18 protein-coding genes are annotated in these 16487 nt (G+C 36.2%); 16 read left to right on the forward strand and 2 right to left on the reverse strand.

The window, feature by feature from the left end:
- The first annotated feature begins 396 nt into the window (after nt 1–396).
- A complete protein-coding gene (locus tag H0173_RS11425; RefSeq protein WP_221846649.1) occupies nt 397–753 on the forward strand; it encodes a GNAT family N-acetyltransferase in 357 nt (118 codons plus the stop codon).
- Nucleotides 754–793: 40 nt separating this feature from the next.
- On the opposite strand, the gene H0173_RS11430 is transcribed toward H0173_RS11425, so the two are convergent.
- Entirely contained in the window at nt 794–1321 is a 528-nt protein-coding gene (locus H0173_RS11430; RefSeq protein WP_313770635.1) for a DUF309 domain-containing protein, read from the reverse strand.
- 177 nt (nt 1322–1498) lie between these two features.
- Nucleotides 1499–1600, reverse strand: a complete 102-nt coding sequence (locus H0173_RS11435) for a YjcZ family sporulation protein (RefSeq protein ID WP_221846651.1) — start codon at nt 1598–1600, stop codon at nt 1499–1501.
- A gap of 216 nt (nt 1601–1816) precedes the next feature.
- Here H0173_RS11435 and H0173_RS11440 point away from each other — a divergent pair, with 216 nt between their 5' ends.
- The 15 genes from H0173_RS11440 to H0173_RS11510 all read left to right on the forward strand — a co-directional run bounded on the left by H0173_RS11440 (nt 1817) and on the right by H0173_RS11510 (nt 16265).
- Nucleotides 1817–2557: a segregation/condensation protein A gene (locus H0173_RS11440; RefSeq protein ID WP_221846861.1), complete on the forward strand. Its 741-nt coding sequence runs from the start codon at nt 1817–1819 to the stop codon at nt 2555–2557.
- Between the two features lie 29 nt (nt 2558–2586).
- A complete protein-coding gene (gene scpB / locus H0173_RS11445) occupies nt 2587–3174 on the forward strand; it encodes an SMC-Scp complex subunit ScpB (protein WP_221846652.1) in 588 nt (195 codons plus the stop codon).
- Nucleotides 3175–3282: 108 nt separating this feature from the next.
- Nucleotides 3283–3702 carry a hypothetical protein gene (locus H0173_RS11450; protein ID WP_221846653.1) on the forward strand — a complete coding sequence of 140 codons (420 nt, stop codon included), beginning with the start codon at nt 3283–3285 and terminating at the stop codon, nt 3700–3702.
- Nucleotides 3703–3819: 117 nt separating this feature from the next.
- Nucleotides 3820–4710, forward strand: a complete 891-nt coding sequence (locus H0173_RS11455; protein ID WP_221846654.1) for a superoxide dismutase — start codon at nt 3820–3822, stop codon at nt 4708–4710.
- Nucleotides 4711–5011: 301 nt separating this feature from the next.
- Nucleotides 5012–6160 (forward strand): D-alanyl-D-alanine carboxypeptidase family protein, encoded by a 1149-nt coding sequence (locus H0173_RS11460; RefSeq protein ID WP_221846655.1) that lies wholly within the window; start codon nt 5012–5014, stop codon nt 6158–6160.
- On the forward strand, nt 6153–6740 hold the full coding sequence (locus H0173_RS11465) for a nucleoside recognition domain-containing protein (protein WP_221846656.1): 588 nt from the start codon (nt 6153–6155) through the stop codon (nt 6738–6740). Before H0173_RS11460 ends, H0173_RS11465 begins: the two co-directional genes overlap by 8 nt.
- A 6-nt stretch (nt 6741–6746) precedes the next feature.
- A complete protein-coding gene (locus H0173_RS11470; RefSeq protein WP_221846657.1) occupies nt 6747–7280 on the forward strand; it encodes a spore maturation protein in 534 nt (177 codons plus the stop codon).
- A gap of 150 nt (nt 7281–7430) precedes the next feature.
- Nucleotides 7431–8153, forward strand: coding sequence for a 23S rRNA pseudouridine(2605) synthase RluB (gene rluB, locus H0173_RS11475; RefSeq protein WP_221846658.1), 723 nt, complete (start codon nt 7431–7433; stop codon nt 8151–8153).
- Nucleotides 8154–8302: 149 nt separating this feature from the next.
- A complete protein-coding gene (gene resA, locus H0173_RS11480) occupies nt 8303–8827 on the forward strand; it encodes a thiol-disulfide oxidoreductase ResA (protein ID WP_221846659.1) in 525 nt (174 codons plus the stop codon).
- Between the two features lie 16 nt (nt 8828–8843).
- Nucleotides 8844–10469 carry a cytochrome c biogenesis protein ResB gene (resB, locus tag H0173_RS11485; RefSeq protein WP_221846660.1) on the forward strand — a complete coding sequence of 542 codons (1626 nt, stop codon included), beginning with the start codon at nt 8844–8846 and terminating at the stop codon, nt 10467–10469.
- A gap of 12 nt (nt 10470–10481) precedes the next feature.
- On the forward strand, nt 10482–11669 hold the full coding sequence (ccsB, locus tag H0173_RS11490) for a c-type cytochrome biogenesis protein CcsB (RefSeq protein WP_221846661.1): 1188 nt from the start codon (nt 10482–10484) through the stop codon (nt 11667–11669).
- A 119-nt stretch (nt 11670–11788) separates the two neighbouring features.
- Nucleotides 11789–12508 carry a response regulator transcription factor gene (locus H0173_RS11495; RefSeq protein WP_221846662.1) on the forward strand — a complete coding sequence of 240 codons (720 nt, stop codon included), beginning with the start codon at nt 11789–11791 and terminating at the stop codon, nt 12506–12508.
- Entirely contained in the window at nt 12505–14286 is a 1782-nt protein-coding gene (locus H0173_RS11500; protein ID WP_221846663.1) for an ATP-binding protein, read from the forward strand. Before H0173_RS11495 ends, H0173_RS11500 begins: the two co-directional genes overlap by 4 nt.
- A gap of 211 nt (nt 14287–14497) precedes the next feature.
- Nucleotides 14498–15046: an RNA polymerase sigma factor SigX gene (sigX, locus tag H0173_RS11505; RefSeq protein ID WP_221846664.1), complete on the forward strand. Its 549-nt coding sequence runs from the start codon at nt 14498–14500 to the stop codon at nt 15044–15046.
- Complete coding sequence (locus H0173_RS11510; protein WP_221846665.1) at nt 15024–16265, forward strand: hypothetical protein; 1242 nt, start codon at nt 15024–15026, stop codon at nt 16263–16265. Before sigX ends, H0173_RS11510 begins: the two co-directional genes overlap by 23 nt.
- Nucleotides 16266–16487 lie beyond the last annotated feature (222 nt).

A 16487-nucleotide genomic window follows, 5' to 3' on the forward strand; every position in this document is an offset into this window, starting at 1 on the left:
TCGTTTTATTTTTAATAGGCAGTATGGCTTGGGGACTGTTTTATTGGTTCGTCATTGTTCCATCAAAGTGAATCTTTTGATTATACATAATAAATATAAGAAAAATTAACGGTTTAGCTATAAGCAAACGAGAAGGAACAAAGGGAATTTTAGTACATATATTATTAGCAAGTTTGAAATGAAAATTTTTTGGGAAAAATAGAGATGGAACTTTCTATAAATGAATAATGATAAACTTATTACCTAAAAAATCCACGTTTACAATCTGACTTATTCGTCGTGATACATGAAATTCACTTACGGAATGAATTTCGGGTTAAAATATCGCAGGAGTAAAACGGAGATAATTTCCGAGAGTGCGGGGATTACAAGGTTTTACTAATAATGAGGGATAATATGTTAATTAGATATAAAAAAGCGTTTGAAAAAATTGCCATGGGACTTTTATCTTTTATGCCAAATGAGAAGGATTTAAAAGTATTACAGCAGACCATGAGGCAATATGAAACAGAAGAGAATAGGCAGTTATTTCTTTGGAAAGAAGGAGAAGATATTATTGGCCTTATTGGGGTTTCCTTCAAAGATCATGCTGCAATGATTGAACATATATCTGTCAATCCTTCTCATCGGCATCAAGGCATTGGTAAGACGATGGTCAAAGCTTTGAAGGAAATGTACTCAGAAAAAGAATTAAAATCAAATGAAATGACGGATGCATTTCTGAATAAATGTGATTTAAATGCTGATGCATAAAAACAGCTTTCAATGATAATGAAATTAAAGCAATCGGAGCCTACCGATTGCTATTTTTTTGCAGAGCTTTTAGTCTGTCTTGAATCACTTGACTCCGGTCTCTTAGTGAATGACGGTGTATTATCTCTTTATTCGATAAATCACTTTTTTCACACCATATAAGCCCTGCCTGCTCACATTTATCCTTACAAATAGAGATTAATGAAGTATCTGCAAATGGAAAAATGTAGCTTTCATATTCACAGCCTTTAGCCAAATCCTCAAGGTTTACCTCTAAATCAAATAGTAACTTTCTGCTATCTATCCCTAATTGATCGAGCTGACTTATGTTTTCTCTGAAAATAGTAATTGCTTTCGATAAAGCCTTTTTTGCGCCGCTGAAATTTCTTCTCCTGTGATGATAATTAGCAACGGCAAATAATATTAGTCCAACCCAAGTCGATTGTTTATTCCTTGAATCTGTCTTTTTCCAATATTCCTCAAGGATTTCATGACACTCAAAATAGTCACGATCCCCGTGAAAATGTATTAAGTAATCGATATATTCACTCGGATACAACGCACTCACCCCCATTTATGTCTATCTTAACATAGAAATGAAGCCGACCTAATTATGTATGAGCGCTTAGTTATTTTTTAATAATTAAAACCCGGCATAAACCGGGTTCTTTATATTTTTGTAAAATAATACTATTCTAATCTTTGGACTCATTTGTTTATTATAGAAATTTAATTTACATCTAAATTAGAAGCACCAAGAAGCACCAACAATAACTAAAAGGATAAACAGAACCACGATTAGAGCAAATCCTGTACCCCAGCCTCCAACTACACCTGACATATTCATACCTCCTAATTCTTCTCTTATTTATTGTTCAAAATCATCATATGTAGGCACCTGTAAAATGGTCTGGGCGAATATAATGTTTTTTCTTACGTATTTAAATGGAGACAGAAGGTTTAAATTTCTATTGGATAACGACTTTGAATAATTTATACTAATGATAGTGTTAAGCTGGGAATTTTATAAAGAAATTTTGGTGAAATATATATGCAAGATGTTATGCATTACAATGTAAAGATTGACGCCTTTGAAGGACCGCTTGATTTGCTTCTTCATTTAATCCACCGTCTTGAAATTGATATATACGATATTCCTGTGGCAGAAATTACGGAGCAATATTTTTTATATATTCATACGATGCAGGAACTTCAGCTGGATGTTGCTAGTGAATACTTGGTAATGGCTGCAACACTCCTTGCCATCAAAAGCAAAATGCTGCTTCCAAAACACGAAGAGGATTTATTGGATGATGAACTTAGCATGGAAGAAGAAGAGAACCCAATGGACGAGCTCGTTGAAAAATTAATTGAATACCGTAAATATAAAGAAGCAGCCGAGGAACTTAAACAAATGGAACAGGAAAGAGGTTTAATGTTCACGAAGCCTCCAAGTGATCTTTCAGATTATGTAAAAGAAGCTCAGACCGAAAAATCGGATTTGAATGTTTCTCTATATGATATGTTAGGTGCATTTCAAAAGCTTTTACGCAGGCAGAAATTACAAAAGCCGCTTTCAACAAAAATAGCTCGACAAGAAATTCCAATTGAAAAAAGAATGGCTGAAATATTAGATGATCTTAGAAAAATAAAAGGCAGAAGAAGCTTTAATGATTTGTTTACTGTCTCTGACCGTGAGCATATTGTAGTAACGTTTCTTGCAGTTTTAGAGCTGATTAAGCAGAAAGAAATTCATATTGAACAAGAAAAAAATTTCTCGGAAATATTTTTAATGAAGCTTTAACTTTGTAAAGTGAAAAAAGGGGCATAGTCATGGAACTTATTAATTGGAAAGGGATAGTCGAAAGTCTCTTATTTGCAGCTGGAGATGAAGGCTTATCTTTAAAACAAGTTGCCCTCGTTTTAGAAGTGGATGAAATACAGGCTGAATCCATTATTAGAGAACTAATAGAGGATTATACTCATTCTTCACGAGGCATTACTATTGTAGAATTGGCTGGCACTTTTCAGCTGGCTACGAAAAAGGAGAACTCAGATTATCTAAAAAAACTAGTTGTTTCTCCTTCCTCATCTGGTCTATCACAGGCTGCACTTGAGACGCTTGCCATTATAGCTTATAAACAGCCCATTACAAGAGCAGAAATAGAAGAAATAAGAGGGGTAAAGACAGAGAGACCATTACAAACTTTAACTGCGAAAGCGTTAATTAAAGAAGTAGGCAGAGCTGAAGGTACAGGCAGAGCATATTTATATGGAACAACAAAGGAGTTTTTGGATTATTTCGGATTAAAAAGAATCGAAGAGCTTCCGCCGCTGCCTGAAAAATTGGATGATGATGAATTTATCCAGGAAGATGCAGATTTATTTTTCGGGAAATTTCAAGAAACAATGGGATCTTAGGTTCCGTAAAGTTTCACTTTATCCATCCTGATTTCACCTATTTATGTTAATATATTACTGCGTGTATATTTTTTACATAAGGGGAATTGTTTTCTGGGAGGGTTATAAATGCTTATTAAACAATGTAATGGCTATGAACTTGAAAAAGAGAAATCAAATACTTCAGAGGATTTTTTTAATAGAAGTGAGATTACCTTTGAAGAAGAGGGCACTGAAAAAACTTTACACGTATTGTATGTCCGTTATTTTGAAGATTTACTAAATGAATTTACCCCATTTGCTTCAAACCCGATTTTTACTGCTAAATCAAGAGAAGTAGAACTTAAAGATGTTGTGGCACTAGTCTGTTTATTGAAAAATCCTGGTTTCCGTCACCGTAAGCGAGTATATATTAATTCGCAGGCAGAATTTGCTTCTTTTTTTCAGGATATAGATTTTTCTAAACTTCCAGCTATTTTCGAATCACTTGAGAACAGCAATAGCTATCATCTTCGTTCACCGCTTGATTATATTTTACAGCCTAAATAGCCAATTTTAATTTTAGAGCAGCCAAAACGAGCTGCTCTTTAATTTTTTTGGTCATTTTTCTTTCTGATACTCATACGATAAATCTGGGCAGATAACCATAGAAAAGAGGGATCATTGATGAGCCGGCTGGATGAGTATTTTCAAGAAGTGTTCAAATGGAATAAAGAAATGCGTGATTTTCTTCAATCAGAGGAAGTTGAAAATAATAAAGAGCTTTGGGAGAAGATGGACAGTCTCTCAGCAATAATGGAAGGTGTGAACGGATCGTTAAATATTGATGAGCTTTCGATCATTCAAAATCATGTCGATGAGCTCCATTCTGAAATTGAGCAATATTTTTCGAAAAGGCAGCAGCTTGGCAGTGTTTATATGAATGAACCAAACATAGCGGCTGGAACGCATGTATTGCCGTCACTCCCATATCCATATAATGCACTTGAGCCTTATATTTCAGAAGAAATTATGAGATTGCATCATGACAAACATCATAAATCATATGTGGACGGATTAAATAAAGCGGAGAAACAGCTTCAGGAAGCTAGAAAATCAGGTGATTATTCACTTGTTAAGCATTGGTCAAGAGAGCTTGCTTTTCATGGATCCGGACATTATTTGCACACGATTTTTTGGAGCAATATGAAGCCGAATGGCGGAGGAAAACCTTCTGGAGGATTACTTAAAGAGATAGAAAAATATTTCGGGAGTTTTGAAGCATTTAAGAGTCATTTTAGCGAGGCTGCCAAACAAGTAGAAGGAGTTGGCTGGGCAATTCTAGTTTGGTCCCCTCGTTCTCGTCATCTCGAAATACTTCAATCAGAAAGACATATGCTTTTAACGCAATGGGATACAATTCCATTACTAGTTCTTGATGTGTGGGAGCATGCCTACTACTTGCAGTATAAAAACAATCGGGGAGAATATGTGAATAATTGGTGGAATATAGTGAATTGGAAAGATGTTGAAGAACGCTTCCGGAATGCTTCACAGCTGAAGTGGAGGCCATATTAATGAGAAAAAAAGCGAAAAACAACAGGTTTTTCGCTTTTTGCATGTCTATGAATATCCCACCCTACCGAGTTTGTGTTTTTTGTCATATCCCCACTTGTCCCGCATAAAATTGTACAAACATCGAAAAGCGGAGGCGCCTTGCTCAAGGGCGACAAGCATAAGACGAGCTAGCGAGGAGGTTGTCTTTTACCTCCTTGCTAGATTGACTTATGACCTCGAGCCCTTAGGCGCCGCAGCTGGACAAATCGAAAAGCGGAGGCGCTTACGCTTAGCTAGACTATAGGAGACGGGGTATTATGCAATGAATAAAATGAAAAAGGTTTTGATCTTTCCATTGGTTGCAGCATTGCTGATCGCCATCATTCCGCAGAAGGCAAAAGCTTCTGTTAATGTGAGTGCTCATAGTGCGATTTTAATGGAGCAAGAATCTGGCAGAATCTTATTTGAAAAAGATGCGTATAAACAGAGAAGGATCGCCAGCATTACTAAGATTATGACCGCTATATTGGCGATTGAATCAGGAAAAATGGACGAGATGGTAAAGGTGAGTGAGAAAGCTGTGAGGACAGAGGGCTCCTCTATTTACTTAAAACCTGGTGAGAAGATAAAACTGGAGGACTTAGTTTATGGATTAATGCTTCGTTCAGGCAATGATGCAGCCGTTGCAATCGCAGAGCATATTGGGGGAAGCCTTGATGGTTTTGTTTTCTTAATGAACCAAAAAGCGGAGGAAATTGGCATGAAAAATACCCATTTTGCAAACCCCCATGGACTTGATGATCATGAGAACCATTATTCTACAGCTTATGATATGGCAATATTAACCCGTTATGCGATGAATAATGAAGAATATGTAAAAATTTCTGGAACAAAGGTTCATAAAGCACCTAACCCTACAGAAAACTGGGACCGCAAATGGACGAATAAAAATCGTCTTCTATCAGATTATGAATATTGTACAGGTGGGAAAACAGGATTTACAAAACGGGCTAAACGGACATTAGTCACGACGGCAACAAAAGGAGAGTTAAATTTAATCGCAGTCACACTAAATGGCCCAGATGACTGGAACGATCATACGCAAATGTATGAAATGGGATTTCATACATACAAAGTTGCCGAGGTATTACCAAAAGGCTTCATTAAAGAAATAAAGGACAAAGCCTATAAGAAGAAGGTATTTTTAGAATCGGGCTTTGAATATCCGATTAAAAATGAGGAAAAAGGTCTATTTCGCATTGAATATAAAATGATGAAGCCAGATAAAAGGTGGGAGAATGGAGAAAGTATACCCGAAATTGTTGGGAAGGCAATTATTTATTTTGATAATCAGCCATTAAAAACATTGCCAGTCTACTTTAAAGCCCAAAAGATGGACGAGGGTAATTCGTTTATAAACTTTTTTAGAAGTATTTTTATCTCCATTATTGGTGTGAAAACAGATGATTAACATAATTTGGGTATTGATGACGCTAATTGGAATTGTCTTTGCAATAGTGAACGGGACGATGGAGCAAGTTAATGAAGCGGTTTTTAAGGGAGCTTCTGAAGCTGTTACCCTTTGTATAGGGATGATAAGCATACTTGTATTCTGGCTGGGAATGATGAAAATTGCAGAGGATGCAGGGCTATTAAATAAATTATCGCAAGTTTTTAAGCCAATTGTAAGCAGACTCTTTCCTGAGGTCCCTCCTAATCATCCGGCAATGGGATATATTCTTTCTAATATGATGGCAAATATGTTTGGTCTTGGAAATGCAGCGACGCCACTTGGAATTAAGGCAATGGAAGAACTGAAGAATGTGAATGGAGGAAAGAATGAAGCTAGTCGTTCCATGATTACATTTTTAGCGATAAACACTTCTAGTATTACGCTAATTCCAACAATGGTTATTGCTATTCGAATGAAATACGAATCAGTTTCTCCGACAGAAATCGTCGGCCCAACATTAATTGCCTCGATAAGTTCAGCGATTGGCGCTATTTTAATTGATCGTTATTTTTACTATCGAAGAACAAGAAAAGGATGAAGCTGCATGCAAATTGTATCAATTATCTCATTATTGTTTATTCCTGTATTAATTGGCTTCATATTAATTTATGGAACCATTAAGCGTATTCCCACTTATGAGAGTTTTGTAGAAGGGGGAAAAGAAGGGATAAAAATTGCGGTATCCATTATACCTTTTCTTGTTGGGATGTTAGTAGCGATTTCTGTATTTCGCGCTTCTGGAGCTTTGGAATATTTCATGGAATTAATCAGACCGGGATTAGAATCAATAGGGGTACCACCGGAGATTTTTCCGCTTGCCATTATTCGTCCAATCTCTGGCTCGGCTGCTCTTGGAATGACCAGTGACCTCATTGCGACATATGGACCAGATTCCTTTATTGGCCGCCTTGCATCTGTTCTGCAAGGCAGCACAGATACAACCTTCTATGTATTAACCGTTTATTTTGGAGCGGTTGGAATTAGAAAAATGGGAGATGCGTTAAAAGTTGGCCTGTTGGCAGATTTAGTCGGTATTATAGCAGCCATTGTTGTAGTTACATTAGTCTTCGGTATGTAAATAGAGCTATATCTTAAAGATGCCTTAATTGGTATCTTTTTTTTCGTATTAAACCATTACTTTGAAAAAAGGCTGTTTTATGTCATAATTCAAAAGGATAGAATTAGGCAGATTGAATATTAATCCTAAGAAAAAATGGAGTGACATAATTTGGAAAGATTACAAAAAGTAATAGCGCATGCTGGTCTTGCTTCACGTAGAAAAGCGGAGCAGTTAATTTTAGAAGGTCATGTTAAAGTAAATGGAAAAGTTGTTAAGGAACTTGGTGTGAAAGTTTCATCCTCCGATAAAGTAGAAGTGAGCGGTATTCCTATTGAAAGGGAAGAGCCTGTTTATTTTCTTCTTTATAAACCAAGGGGAGTTATTTCCAGTGTACAGGATGATAAAGGAAGAAAAGTAGTGACAGATTATCTGCCGGCAGTGGAACAAAGAATATATCCAATTGGCCGCTTAGATTATGATACATCCGGCCTGTTATTGCTAACAAACGATGGAGAATTCGCCAATTTACTTATGCACCCGAAAAGTGAAGTAGAAAAGGTATACGTTGCAAAAGTAAAAGGAATTCCTTCACGTGAAAAAACAAGAAGTCTTGAAAAAGGGATAAAATTAGAGGATGGCATGACAGCACCTGCACGGGTAAAAATGATATCGATGGATAAGAAAAAGCAAACAGCAATTATTGAGCTAACGATCCATGAAGGTCGAAATCGTCAAGTAAGAAGAATGTTTGAAGCAATCGGCCATCCAGTGATGAAATTAAAACGGGAAAGATATGGAACTTTAACACTTCAAGGATTAAAAGCTGGAGAGGCGAGAGAATTAACCACTCATGAAGTAAAGCAGCTGCGAGTCCAAGCTCAGGCAAAATAGTTTGATTTTGGTAAATTTCATAGAATAGTCACACTTCCTTCATATTGTAAACATTATCATAATGGTGATAAATGCTATAATTGGGATGGACTTTTCTGTTAATCAAACTTATTAGAGGATTAAAGTTAATTTTTAAAGGGGATATTTGAATGAAAAAACAGCGTTTAGTAATAAGGTCAATTATATTGCTTTTATTAGGCGCAGCTGTTGCTTACACCTTATATGCAAACTTTACGAAAGAAGATGTTAAAAAAGTTGCAATTGGTGAAAAAGCACCTGATTTTGTTCTTGTGGATATGAACGGTGAAAAACACCGCTTGTCCGACTACAAGGGCCAAGGAGTCTTTTTGAATTTTTGGGGAACTTGGTGTAAACCTTGTGAACGCGAAATGCCGTATTTGGATAATCAATATAAGCAATTTAAAGACAATGGTGTACAGGTTTTAGCTGTCAATGTAGGAGAGTCAGATTTGTCAGTTAATAAATTTATTGATAAACATAATTTATCTTTCCCTGTTGTTATTGATAAGGATGGTCAGGTGCAAACGGCTTACAAAATTGGCCCGCTTCCAGCAACTTATATGATCGATAAAGATGGCAAGGTTGTTAAATATCATACTGGTCAGTTAACAGAAGAGATGATTAAAGATCTTATGGAAATGGTTAAACCATAAGTAGGGAGTTTTTAAAATGAAGGACGTAAAATGTGAATGCGGACACGTGAACCCGCACGGAACGATTCTTTGTGAGGCTTGCGGCAGGATATTGGAGGAGAATGAGAAAGAAAAAAAGCTCGTCGATATGCGCTATGAGGGCAGTGCACGCAGATCACAAACGTATAACAAAACAATTGTTGATAAAATATGGAATTTCTTTTCTTCGGTTAAGGTCGGAGTGTGGCTAATTGTTATCACTCTTGTTGCCTCTGCATTAGGTACGATTTTACCTCAGGAAATGTACATACCCCCAATCATGCCTGCTTCAGAATACTATGAAGATCAATATGGCTGGATTGGAAAACTATACTATGATTTAGGCTTTCATAACCTGTATAGCTCTTGGTGGTATTTAGTCGTAGTCGCTTCGATTGGGATTTCACTTGTTATTTGCAGTTTAGACCGGGTAATTCCGCTTTATCGTGCATTAAAGGCACAGCGTGTAACAAGACACGAAGGATTCTTAAAGCGCCAGCGTTTGTTTGGAATTTCTGAGGTGAGCAATCTAGATGACGCCTATGATAAGGTAAAAGGAAAATTAAAAGCAAAACGGTATAATATTCGTGAAGAGGATGGAAATATTCTTGCAGAAAAAGGCCGATTTTCAAGATGGGGCCCATATATAAATCATATTGGGTTAATCATTTTTTTAATTGGCGGAATGCTGCGATTTGTCCCTGGGATGTATGTAGATAAAGTTCTTTGGCTGCGTGAAGGGGAAACAAAAGTTATCCCGGAAACAGATGGAGAGTATTACTTAAAAAATGACCGTTTTATATTGGAAGTTTATGACAAAGATAAAGATGACAAAGTATTTAGTAAAGCACTGGACAAAGTAGGAATGGTAGCTAAAAACTTCCAGACAAATGTAACCCTTTATAAAAAGAAAGGGAACGCAATTGCAGGAGAAACTCCAGAGCTTGAAAAAGTAAAGGATTATGAGATTCGTGTAAATGATCCATTAAAGTTTGAAAGCTTTGCATTGTATCAGGTTGAGTATAAACTTGACGAATTAAATAAAATGACATTTGCTCTTTCAAATAAGGATACTCATGCAGAATACGGTAATCTTACAATTGATTTATTTGATCCGAAAGATAAGTATGATCTTGGGAATGGGTATTCAGTTGAGGTAGTAAGCTATTTCCCGGATTTTGAGTTTGATGAAAGCGGAGAACCTGTTACGAAATCAAGAATTCCAAACAATCCTGCTTTTGTCTTTAAAATGCTGACACCAGATAAACCTGATGGTGAGGTTAGCTTTGTTGCCATTAGACAAACAATTGAGCCGTTTGGTGATAATACTTATAAAATGGCATTTAAAGGTGTAGAAACGAAGAATGTTTCCGCTTTAACTGTCAGAAAAGATTTAACGTTATGGTTTATTTCGTTAGGCGGATTAATTTTCATGATTGGGGTCGCTCAAGGATCTTATTGGAATCATCGCCGGATTTGGATTCGCCGGATAAATAACGAAGTTTGGGTTGCAGGCCATACGAATAAAAACTGGTATGGGTTAAAAAGAGAAATGGGCTTTATTTTAGAGGATACAGGCATTAATCAGCCAGAAGATCAATCTGAGAAAGAAAACAAGGAATAGGGGAGAACCTTAATGGTAAGTCTTAGCGGAAATTTATTATATGCATCCTTCTTCCTGTATTTAGTAGCTACCGTATTTTTTGCGGGCGCTATTAAGGATAAAAAAGGAAAGCAATTAGAAAAGGGTCCAAATAAATGGGCTAAACTCGCTATTTTTATAACGATTATTGGCTTTATTGCACAACTGGGTTATTTTATTACACGCTGGATTGCTGCAGGGCATGCGCCTGTTAGTAATTTATTTGAGTTTACAACATTTTTCGGTATGTCATTAGTAGGTGCGTTCATTGTTATCTATTTGATTTACAAAACACCAATGCTTGGAGCATTCACACTACCTGTTGCAATATTAATGATTGCATACGCAAGTATGTTTCCGCGGGATATTTCTCCGCTCATTCCTGCATTGCAGAGTGATTGGCTTCATATTCACGTAACAACAGCAGCTGTAGGCCAAGCTATTCTTGCGATTAGTTTTGCGGCAGGAATTATCTACTTAGTAAAGGCTATTGACCAAACTAAATCAAGTAAGCGGACATTTTGGCTAGAAGCAATTATGTTTGGCTTAGTTTGTACAGTTGGATTTATTATTATTTCATCTACATTTTCCGGAATGGGCTATCAAGCTGAATTTAATTGGGTAGATAAAAATGACAAACAAGACCAAATGGAATATCATATGCCGGCACTTATCGGTCCTAATGAAGGAGAATTGCTAACTTCAGGAGCGTTTAAGCCATTAATAGAAGTTCCTGGAATTATTAATGCGAAAAAATTAAATACAGTTATTTGGTCATTAACATCTGGTATTATCCTATATTTATTGTTGAGGTTAATCTTACGTAAACGTATTGGGGCAGCTTTACAGCCATTGACTAAAAATATTAATCTTGACCTAGTGGATGAAATTGGCTACCGTTCAGTTTTAATCGGTTTCCCTGTCTTTACTCTTGGGGCTTTAATATTTGCGATGATTTGGGCCCAAATTGCTTGGACACGCTTCTGGGGATGGGATCCAAAGGAAGTTTGGGCACTTATTACGTTCTTATTCTATGCAGCTTTTCTTCATCTTCGGTTATCAAAAGGCTGGCATGGTGAAAAGTCGGCTTGGCTAGCTGTAATTGGATTTGTTATTATTATGTTTAATTTAGTTGCAGTTAACCTCGTTATTGCCGGGCTTCATTCATATGCGGGATCATAATGATTGCCGGAACAATGCAAACAAATTATTAATTTTCACCTGACTTACAAAGCCTTCACTTCGTGGAGGCTTGTTTCAAAAATATTTCTATTCATTAGTGAGAAAAGGGGAAATGTAAAATGGAAAACAACGTTAAGATACTTGTTGTTGATGATGAGGAAAGAATACGCCGTTTATTAAAAATGTATTTAGAAAGGGAGCACTTTATTATCGATGAAGCAGAAGATGGAAATGAAGCACTAACAAAAGCTTTAGCTAATGATTATGATATTATTCTTCTTGATTTGATGATGCCTGAAAAAGATGGAATTGAAGTTTGCCGGGAATTAAGAGAAAAGAAAGCTACCCCGATTATAATGCTTACTGCAAAGGGAGAAGAAGTTAATAGAGTGCAAGGCTTTGAAGCCGGTACGGATGACTATATTGTAAAACCATTCAGTCCAAGAGAAGTAGTTCTTCGTGTAAAAGCATTATTGCGCCGCTCATCTAAAACCTCTTATATTCAAACAGAAGCTGCTGCTGCGAAGGATATAATTGTTTTCCCGCATTTAACAATTGACAATGATGCACATAGAGTACTTGCTGATGGGAAAGAGGTTGCTCTTACACCAAAAGAATATGAATTACTCTACTTTCTTGCAAAATCCCCAGACAAAGTCTTTGACCGTGAGCAATTGTTAAAGGAAGTATGGCATTATGAGTTTTTCGGTGATTTACGTACTGTTGACACTCACGTGAAACGTTTACGTGAAAAATTAAACAAAGTTTCGGAGCAGGCTGCCAAAATGATTGTAACTGTATGGGGTGTAGGTTACAAGTTCGAGGTTAATAATGAATGATGCTTTGGAGAAGTGTTGTAGGGAAACTATGGGTTACAATTTTACTGCTAGTATCTTTAGTACTTTTTATTTTAACGATTATGCTCCTGGAATTCTTTGAGAAGTACCATGTTGATGAGATGGAAAGAGGGCTAAATAATACAGCGCAAAAAATTTCTCGTATTTTAGACGAGCATGATCGAGAAGTTGGTCTAGAAATTGCTTGGGAATTAGTTGATGATGTTACAGAGGTCGTTATTGTAACAAATCCAAATGAGTATTTTTATTCTCCTAATGAAAATCAAGCATTTAAGCTTCCTATCAAAAATCTCACGGAAGATCCAGATTTAAAAAAGGTCTTAACAGAAGATAAAACAGTGAAAAAAATGATTACATATTCACTTAATAAGGATAATGACAATAAGGATTCACGAATCTTGATCATTGGTGTTCCGCTTAGAGAGTCTACAAGTCCTAATGGAGCAGTTTACATTTATCAATCACTTGAAGTGATGGAAGAAACAACAAGAACGACAACTAAGTTTATTTTCCTCGCAGCTGGTGTAGCGATCATATTAACTACTATTTTTGCCTTTTTCCTATCAACTCGAATTACTGCACCTCTTCGCAAAATGCGTGAGGCGGCATTTGAGGTGGCAAGGGGAAAATTTGATACAAAAGTTCCTTTCCCATCACAAGATGAAATCGGAGAATTAGCGATTGCGTTTAATCAAATGGCAAGGCAGCTTAAATTTAATATGGATGCTCTAAGTCAGGAAAAGGAGCAGCTTGCAAGCATCTTAAGTGGTATGGCAGATGGGGTTATTACATTTAATAAGGATGGAACAATTCTCATTACAAATCCGCCAGCAGATCGTTTTTTAAATAGTTGGTATTATGAGCAGGGTGAAACGAATAATGACATTGCTGCAGTCCCAACGAAAGTAATGGAGCTTTTTCAGCTAGCTGTTAGTACGGAAAAAGAACAAGTTGGTGAAATTTCGATACAAGGCCGATTTTGGGTGATGATCGTCAGTCCTTTATATAGTAATAAATATATTCGCGGGGCTGTCGCAGTTATTAGAGATATGACTGAGGAAAGGCAGCTTGATAAACTAAGGCAGGATTTCATAGCAAATGTTTCACATGAGCTCAGAACACCGATTGCAATGATGCAAGGATATAGTGAGGCCATTGTTGATGATATTGCTGGAACAGATGAAGAAAAGAAAGAAATGGCAAGCGTCATTTACGATGAATCATTAAGAATGGGACGATTAGTGAATGAGCTTTTAGATCTTGCGAGAATGGAAGCTGGTCATGTCCAGCTTACAATGGAAGTTGTTGAAGTCCATTCTTTCTTGCAGAAAATTGTTCGTAAATTTCAAGGTCTGGCAAAAGAAAAGGAAATATATTTGACTTTACAGCTTAGTGAACAAATGGATCAGTTTATCTTTGATCCAGATGGTATGGAGCAAGTGTTAACCAATTTAATAGATAATGCAATCCGTCATACACCAAATTTGGGGAAGGTAATTGTTTCAGAACGGAATGATGATCGAGGACTCTACATAGAAGTAGAAGATTCAGGATCTGGCATTCCGGAAGAAGATTTGCCTTTTGTATTCGAGCGTTTTTATAAAGCGGATAAGGCTAGAACTAGAGGAAGATCAGGAACAGGTCTAGGGCTTGCGATTGCAAAGAATATTATCAATGCACACAAGGGGCAAATATCAGTTAAGAGTAAAATAGGTCAAGGAACGACATTTTCCCTTTTTATTCCTCGAAATATAGATTAATTTAGAAAAATGTGCAGATTTATCTTGATACACGGGAAACATTTAGATCTCAAGCATGTCTGTACAATGCATAATCTTAACTTGGAAGGATTTTCATAAAATCCTTCCTTTTTTTATCGTTATAAAAGTATAATAGGGCGAGAGGAATTATTTAGGTTGTAACCTTTTTTTAACCTTTTACGACTATTAAATTGAACGGGGAGGGAAATAGATGGACTCCGTTTTTGATGAATTATATAGAAAGTATCATCATGACGTTTTTCAATTTTTATTTTATATGGTTAAGAATAGGGAGCTTGCTGAAGATCTTGTACAGGAAGTATATATTCGAGTTCTCAAATCATATGAAAAGTTTGAAGGAAAAAGCAGTGAAAAGACATGGCTATTTTCCATTGCAAGAAATGTAGCAATCGATTCATTTCGAAAACAGAAGGGATGGAAACAGCGGCTGTTAGAAAAATTCGATTGGACCACACAACAAGTAAAAGATAATGATCCTTTACCAGAAGAAATTACTATTCAGAATGAAGAAATACAATATATTTATAAATGCCTTGATCAGTGTACGTTAGACCAAAGAATGGTTATTATCATGAGATATATTCACGAGCTTTCGATTTCTGAAGCAGCTGAAGCGCTTGGCTGGACGGAGAGCAAAGTAAAAACGACACAGCACCGTGCTCTAAAGATATTAAAGGTTCATATGGAGGATGTTAAAAGAAAGGAGGGAATAGAATTTGAAAAGGTCAGAATGGACTGATGATCAGATTGAGGAACTATTAGGACAAATGCCGCGAATTACAGATAATCGAGATCCTAGAGAAATTTATCATAATATCTCTCTAAAATTAAATAAGCGCAAACAAAGAATGTGGGTAATGCCTAGTGTAGCAACTGCAGGTGCTTTCATTCTGTTTTTCATCCTTGTTCCCAACCTTTTTGATTGGAATGGCGGTAAAGAAAATTCGATGGAATTAGCTAATAATTCTTCCACTGCTTCCGAAATGGCGATCGAAAAGAGAAGTTTCGATGAAGCTGAGCACCAAAATACTTCCTTAATAGATGAAAGACAACCGTCTACGAAAATGGCGGAAATTGACAAGAATCAAAAAATGGGGATAACCTCCATTGAAAATGTAGACCAATCAACAGCTGTCTATGAGGAAGATTTAGCCGGAAACGAAGTATTAACCTATGCTATTCCAGATGATACTGTTCAATTTATCGTACCAGTTAGCATCATAGTTCCAAAAGAGGATAATAAAACAAAATTTGATTTATTTAAAGAGAATATGGAAAGTCTGAGAGAGCAAGAATGGGGATTAAACGATTATTTTCCTCTGAAAGCAAATTTAGATTTTGAAGAAGAAAATAAAATATTAACAGTAGATGTTCAAGCTGATCATCCATATAGTATATCCTCAAATTCAGAGTGGCTTTTAAACCAAGTTTTAAATTACACAATGTCCACTTTAGATATTAAGAAGGTAAGGTTAACAACCGATGGAAATAATGGAATCGACTTTAGCCATATGGGTCAGATAAATGAATTTGTGTATAGTGATCAGCCTGGGGATGATGCTTATTATTTTTATTTTCCTAATAAGTCAGAGTCAAAGCCTTTTATCGTACCTTTTAAATTTTCCGATAAACAAAGTACGATCGCTGAAGCATTTGCTGTCATGAGAAACAGCCAGAAGGGGGAGAGACTAGTAGCTTCGATCCCAAGTACGATTCAATTTGACATTGAGGATAATCCGGATGAAAATAAGCTGGTAATCAGATTTGCAAATGACACAATTTTAAATAATGATGAGTCAACACTTCATACTCTTGAAGCTATATTATTAACTGCTAAAGAGTTTAATTATGATGTTGTTAAATTAGAAAATGTAAATATAGATAGAATAGGTCGATTTGATTTAACTCATGAAATAAAAGTACCTGTTGCACCGAACAAGCGAGAATATACACACTAACAATGAAGACAATCCAACTGGGTTGTCTTTTTGTTTTAATTGCGAAATCCATAGACTTAATCATCATTTTTACTATATTTAGTTCTAAAATAGCGCATAAAAACATACTGTGGATATGGGAAAAGAACAATTAATATAACATTGATACAGGAGGATACTATGCGCGATTACTTAAGACGCTTTATGATTGCAGGAATCATGGGGATATTTATTAGTTTATTA

Source organism: Bacillus sp. S/N-304-OC-R1 (genome assembly GCF_019749375.1).
Classification (GTDB): Bacteria; Bacillota; Bacilli; order Bacillales; family Cytobacillaceae; genus Cytobacillus.

What these genes read in the sequence shown, in the direction of transcription:
- H0173_RS11425 (WP_221846649.1), top strand. Translation starts at nt 397, where the DNA reads ATGTTAATTAGATATAAAAAAGCGTTTGAAAAAATTGCCATGGGACTT.
- H0173_RS11435 (WP_221846651.1), bottom strand. Translation starts at nt 1,600, where the DNA reads ATGAATATGTCAGGTGTAGTTGGAGGCTGGGGTACAGGATTTGCTCTA.
- H0173_RS11440 (WP_221846861.1), top strand. Translation starts at nt 1,817, where the DNA reads ATGCATTACAATGTAAAGATTGACGCCTTTGAAGGACCGCTTGATTTG.
- scpB (WP_221846652.1), top strand. Translation starts at nt 2,587, where the DNA reads ATGGAACTTATTAATTGGAAAGGGATAGTCGAAAGTCTCTTATTTGCA.
- H0173_RS11450 (WP_221846653.1), top strand. Translation starts at nt 3,283, where the DNA reads ATGCTTATTAAACAATGTAATGGCTATGAACTTGAAAAAGAGAAATCA.
- H0173_RS11455 (WP_221846654.1), top strand. Translation starts at nt 3,820, where the DNA reads ATGAGCCGGCTGGATGAGTATTTTCAAGAAGTGTTCAAATGGAATAAA.
- H0173_RS11460 (WP_221846655.1), top strand. Translation starts at nt 5,012, where the DNA reads ATGAATAAAATGAAAAAGGTTTTGATCTTTCCATTGGTTGCAGCATTG.
- H0173_RS11465 (WP_221846656.1), top strand. Translation starts at nt 6,153, where the DNA reads ATGATTAACATAATTTGGGTATTGATGACGCTAATTGGAATTGTCTTT.
- H0173_RS11470 (WP_221846657.1), top strand. Translation starts at nt 6,747, where the DNA reads ATGCAAATTGTATCAATTATCTCATTATTGTTTATTCCTGTATTAATT.
- resA (WP_221846659.1), top strand. Translation starts at nt 8,303, where the DNA reads ATGAAAAAACAGCGTTTAGTAATAAGGTCAATTATATTGCTTTTATTA.
- resB (WP_221846660.1), top strand. Translation starts at nt 8,844, where the DNA reads ATGAAGGACGTAAAATGTGAATGCGGACACGTGAACCCGCACGGAACG.
- ccsB (WP_221846661.1), top strand. Translation starts at nt 10,482, where the DNA reads ATGGTAAGTCTTAGCGGAAATTTATTATATGCATCCTTCTTCCTGTAT.
- H0173_RS11495 (WP_221846662.1), top strand. Translation starts at nt 11,789, where the DNA reads ATGGAAAACAACGTTAAGATACTTGTTGTTGATGATGAGGAAAGAATA.
- H0173_RS11500 (WP_221846663.1), top strand. Translation starts at nt 12,505, where the DNA reads ATGATGCTTTGGAGAAGTGTTGTAGGGAAACTATGGGTTACAATTTTA.
- sigX (WP_221846664.1), top strand. Translation starts at nt 14,498, where the DNA reads ATGGACTCCGTTTTTGATGAATTATATAGAAAGTATCATCATGACGTT.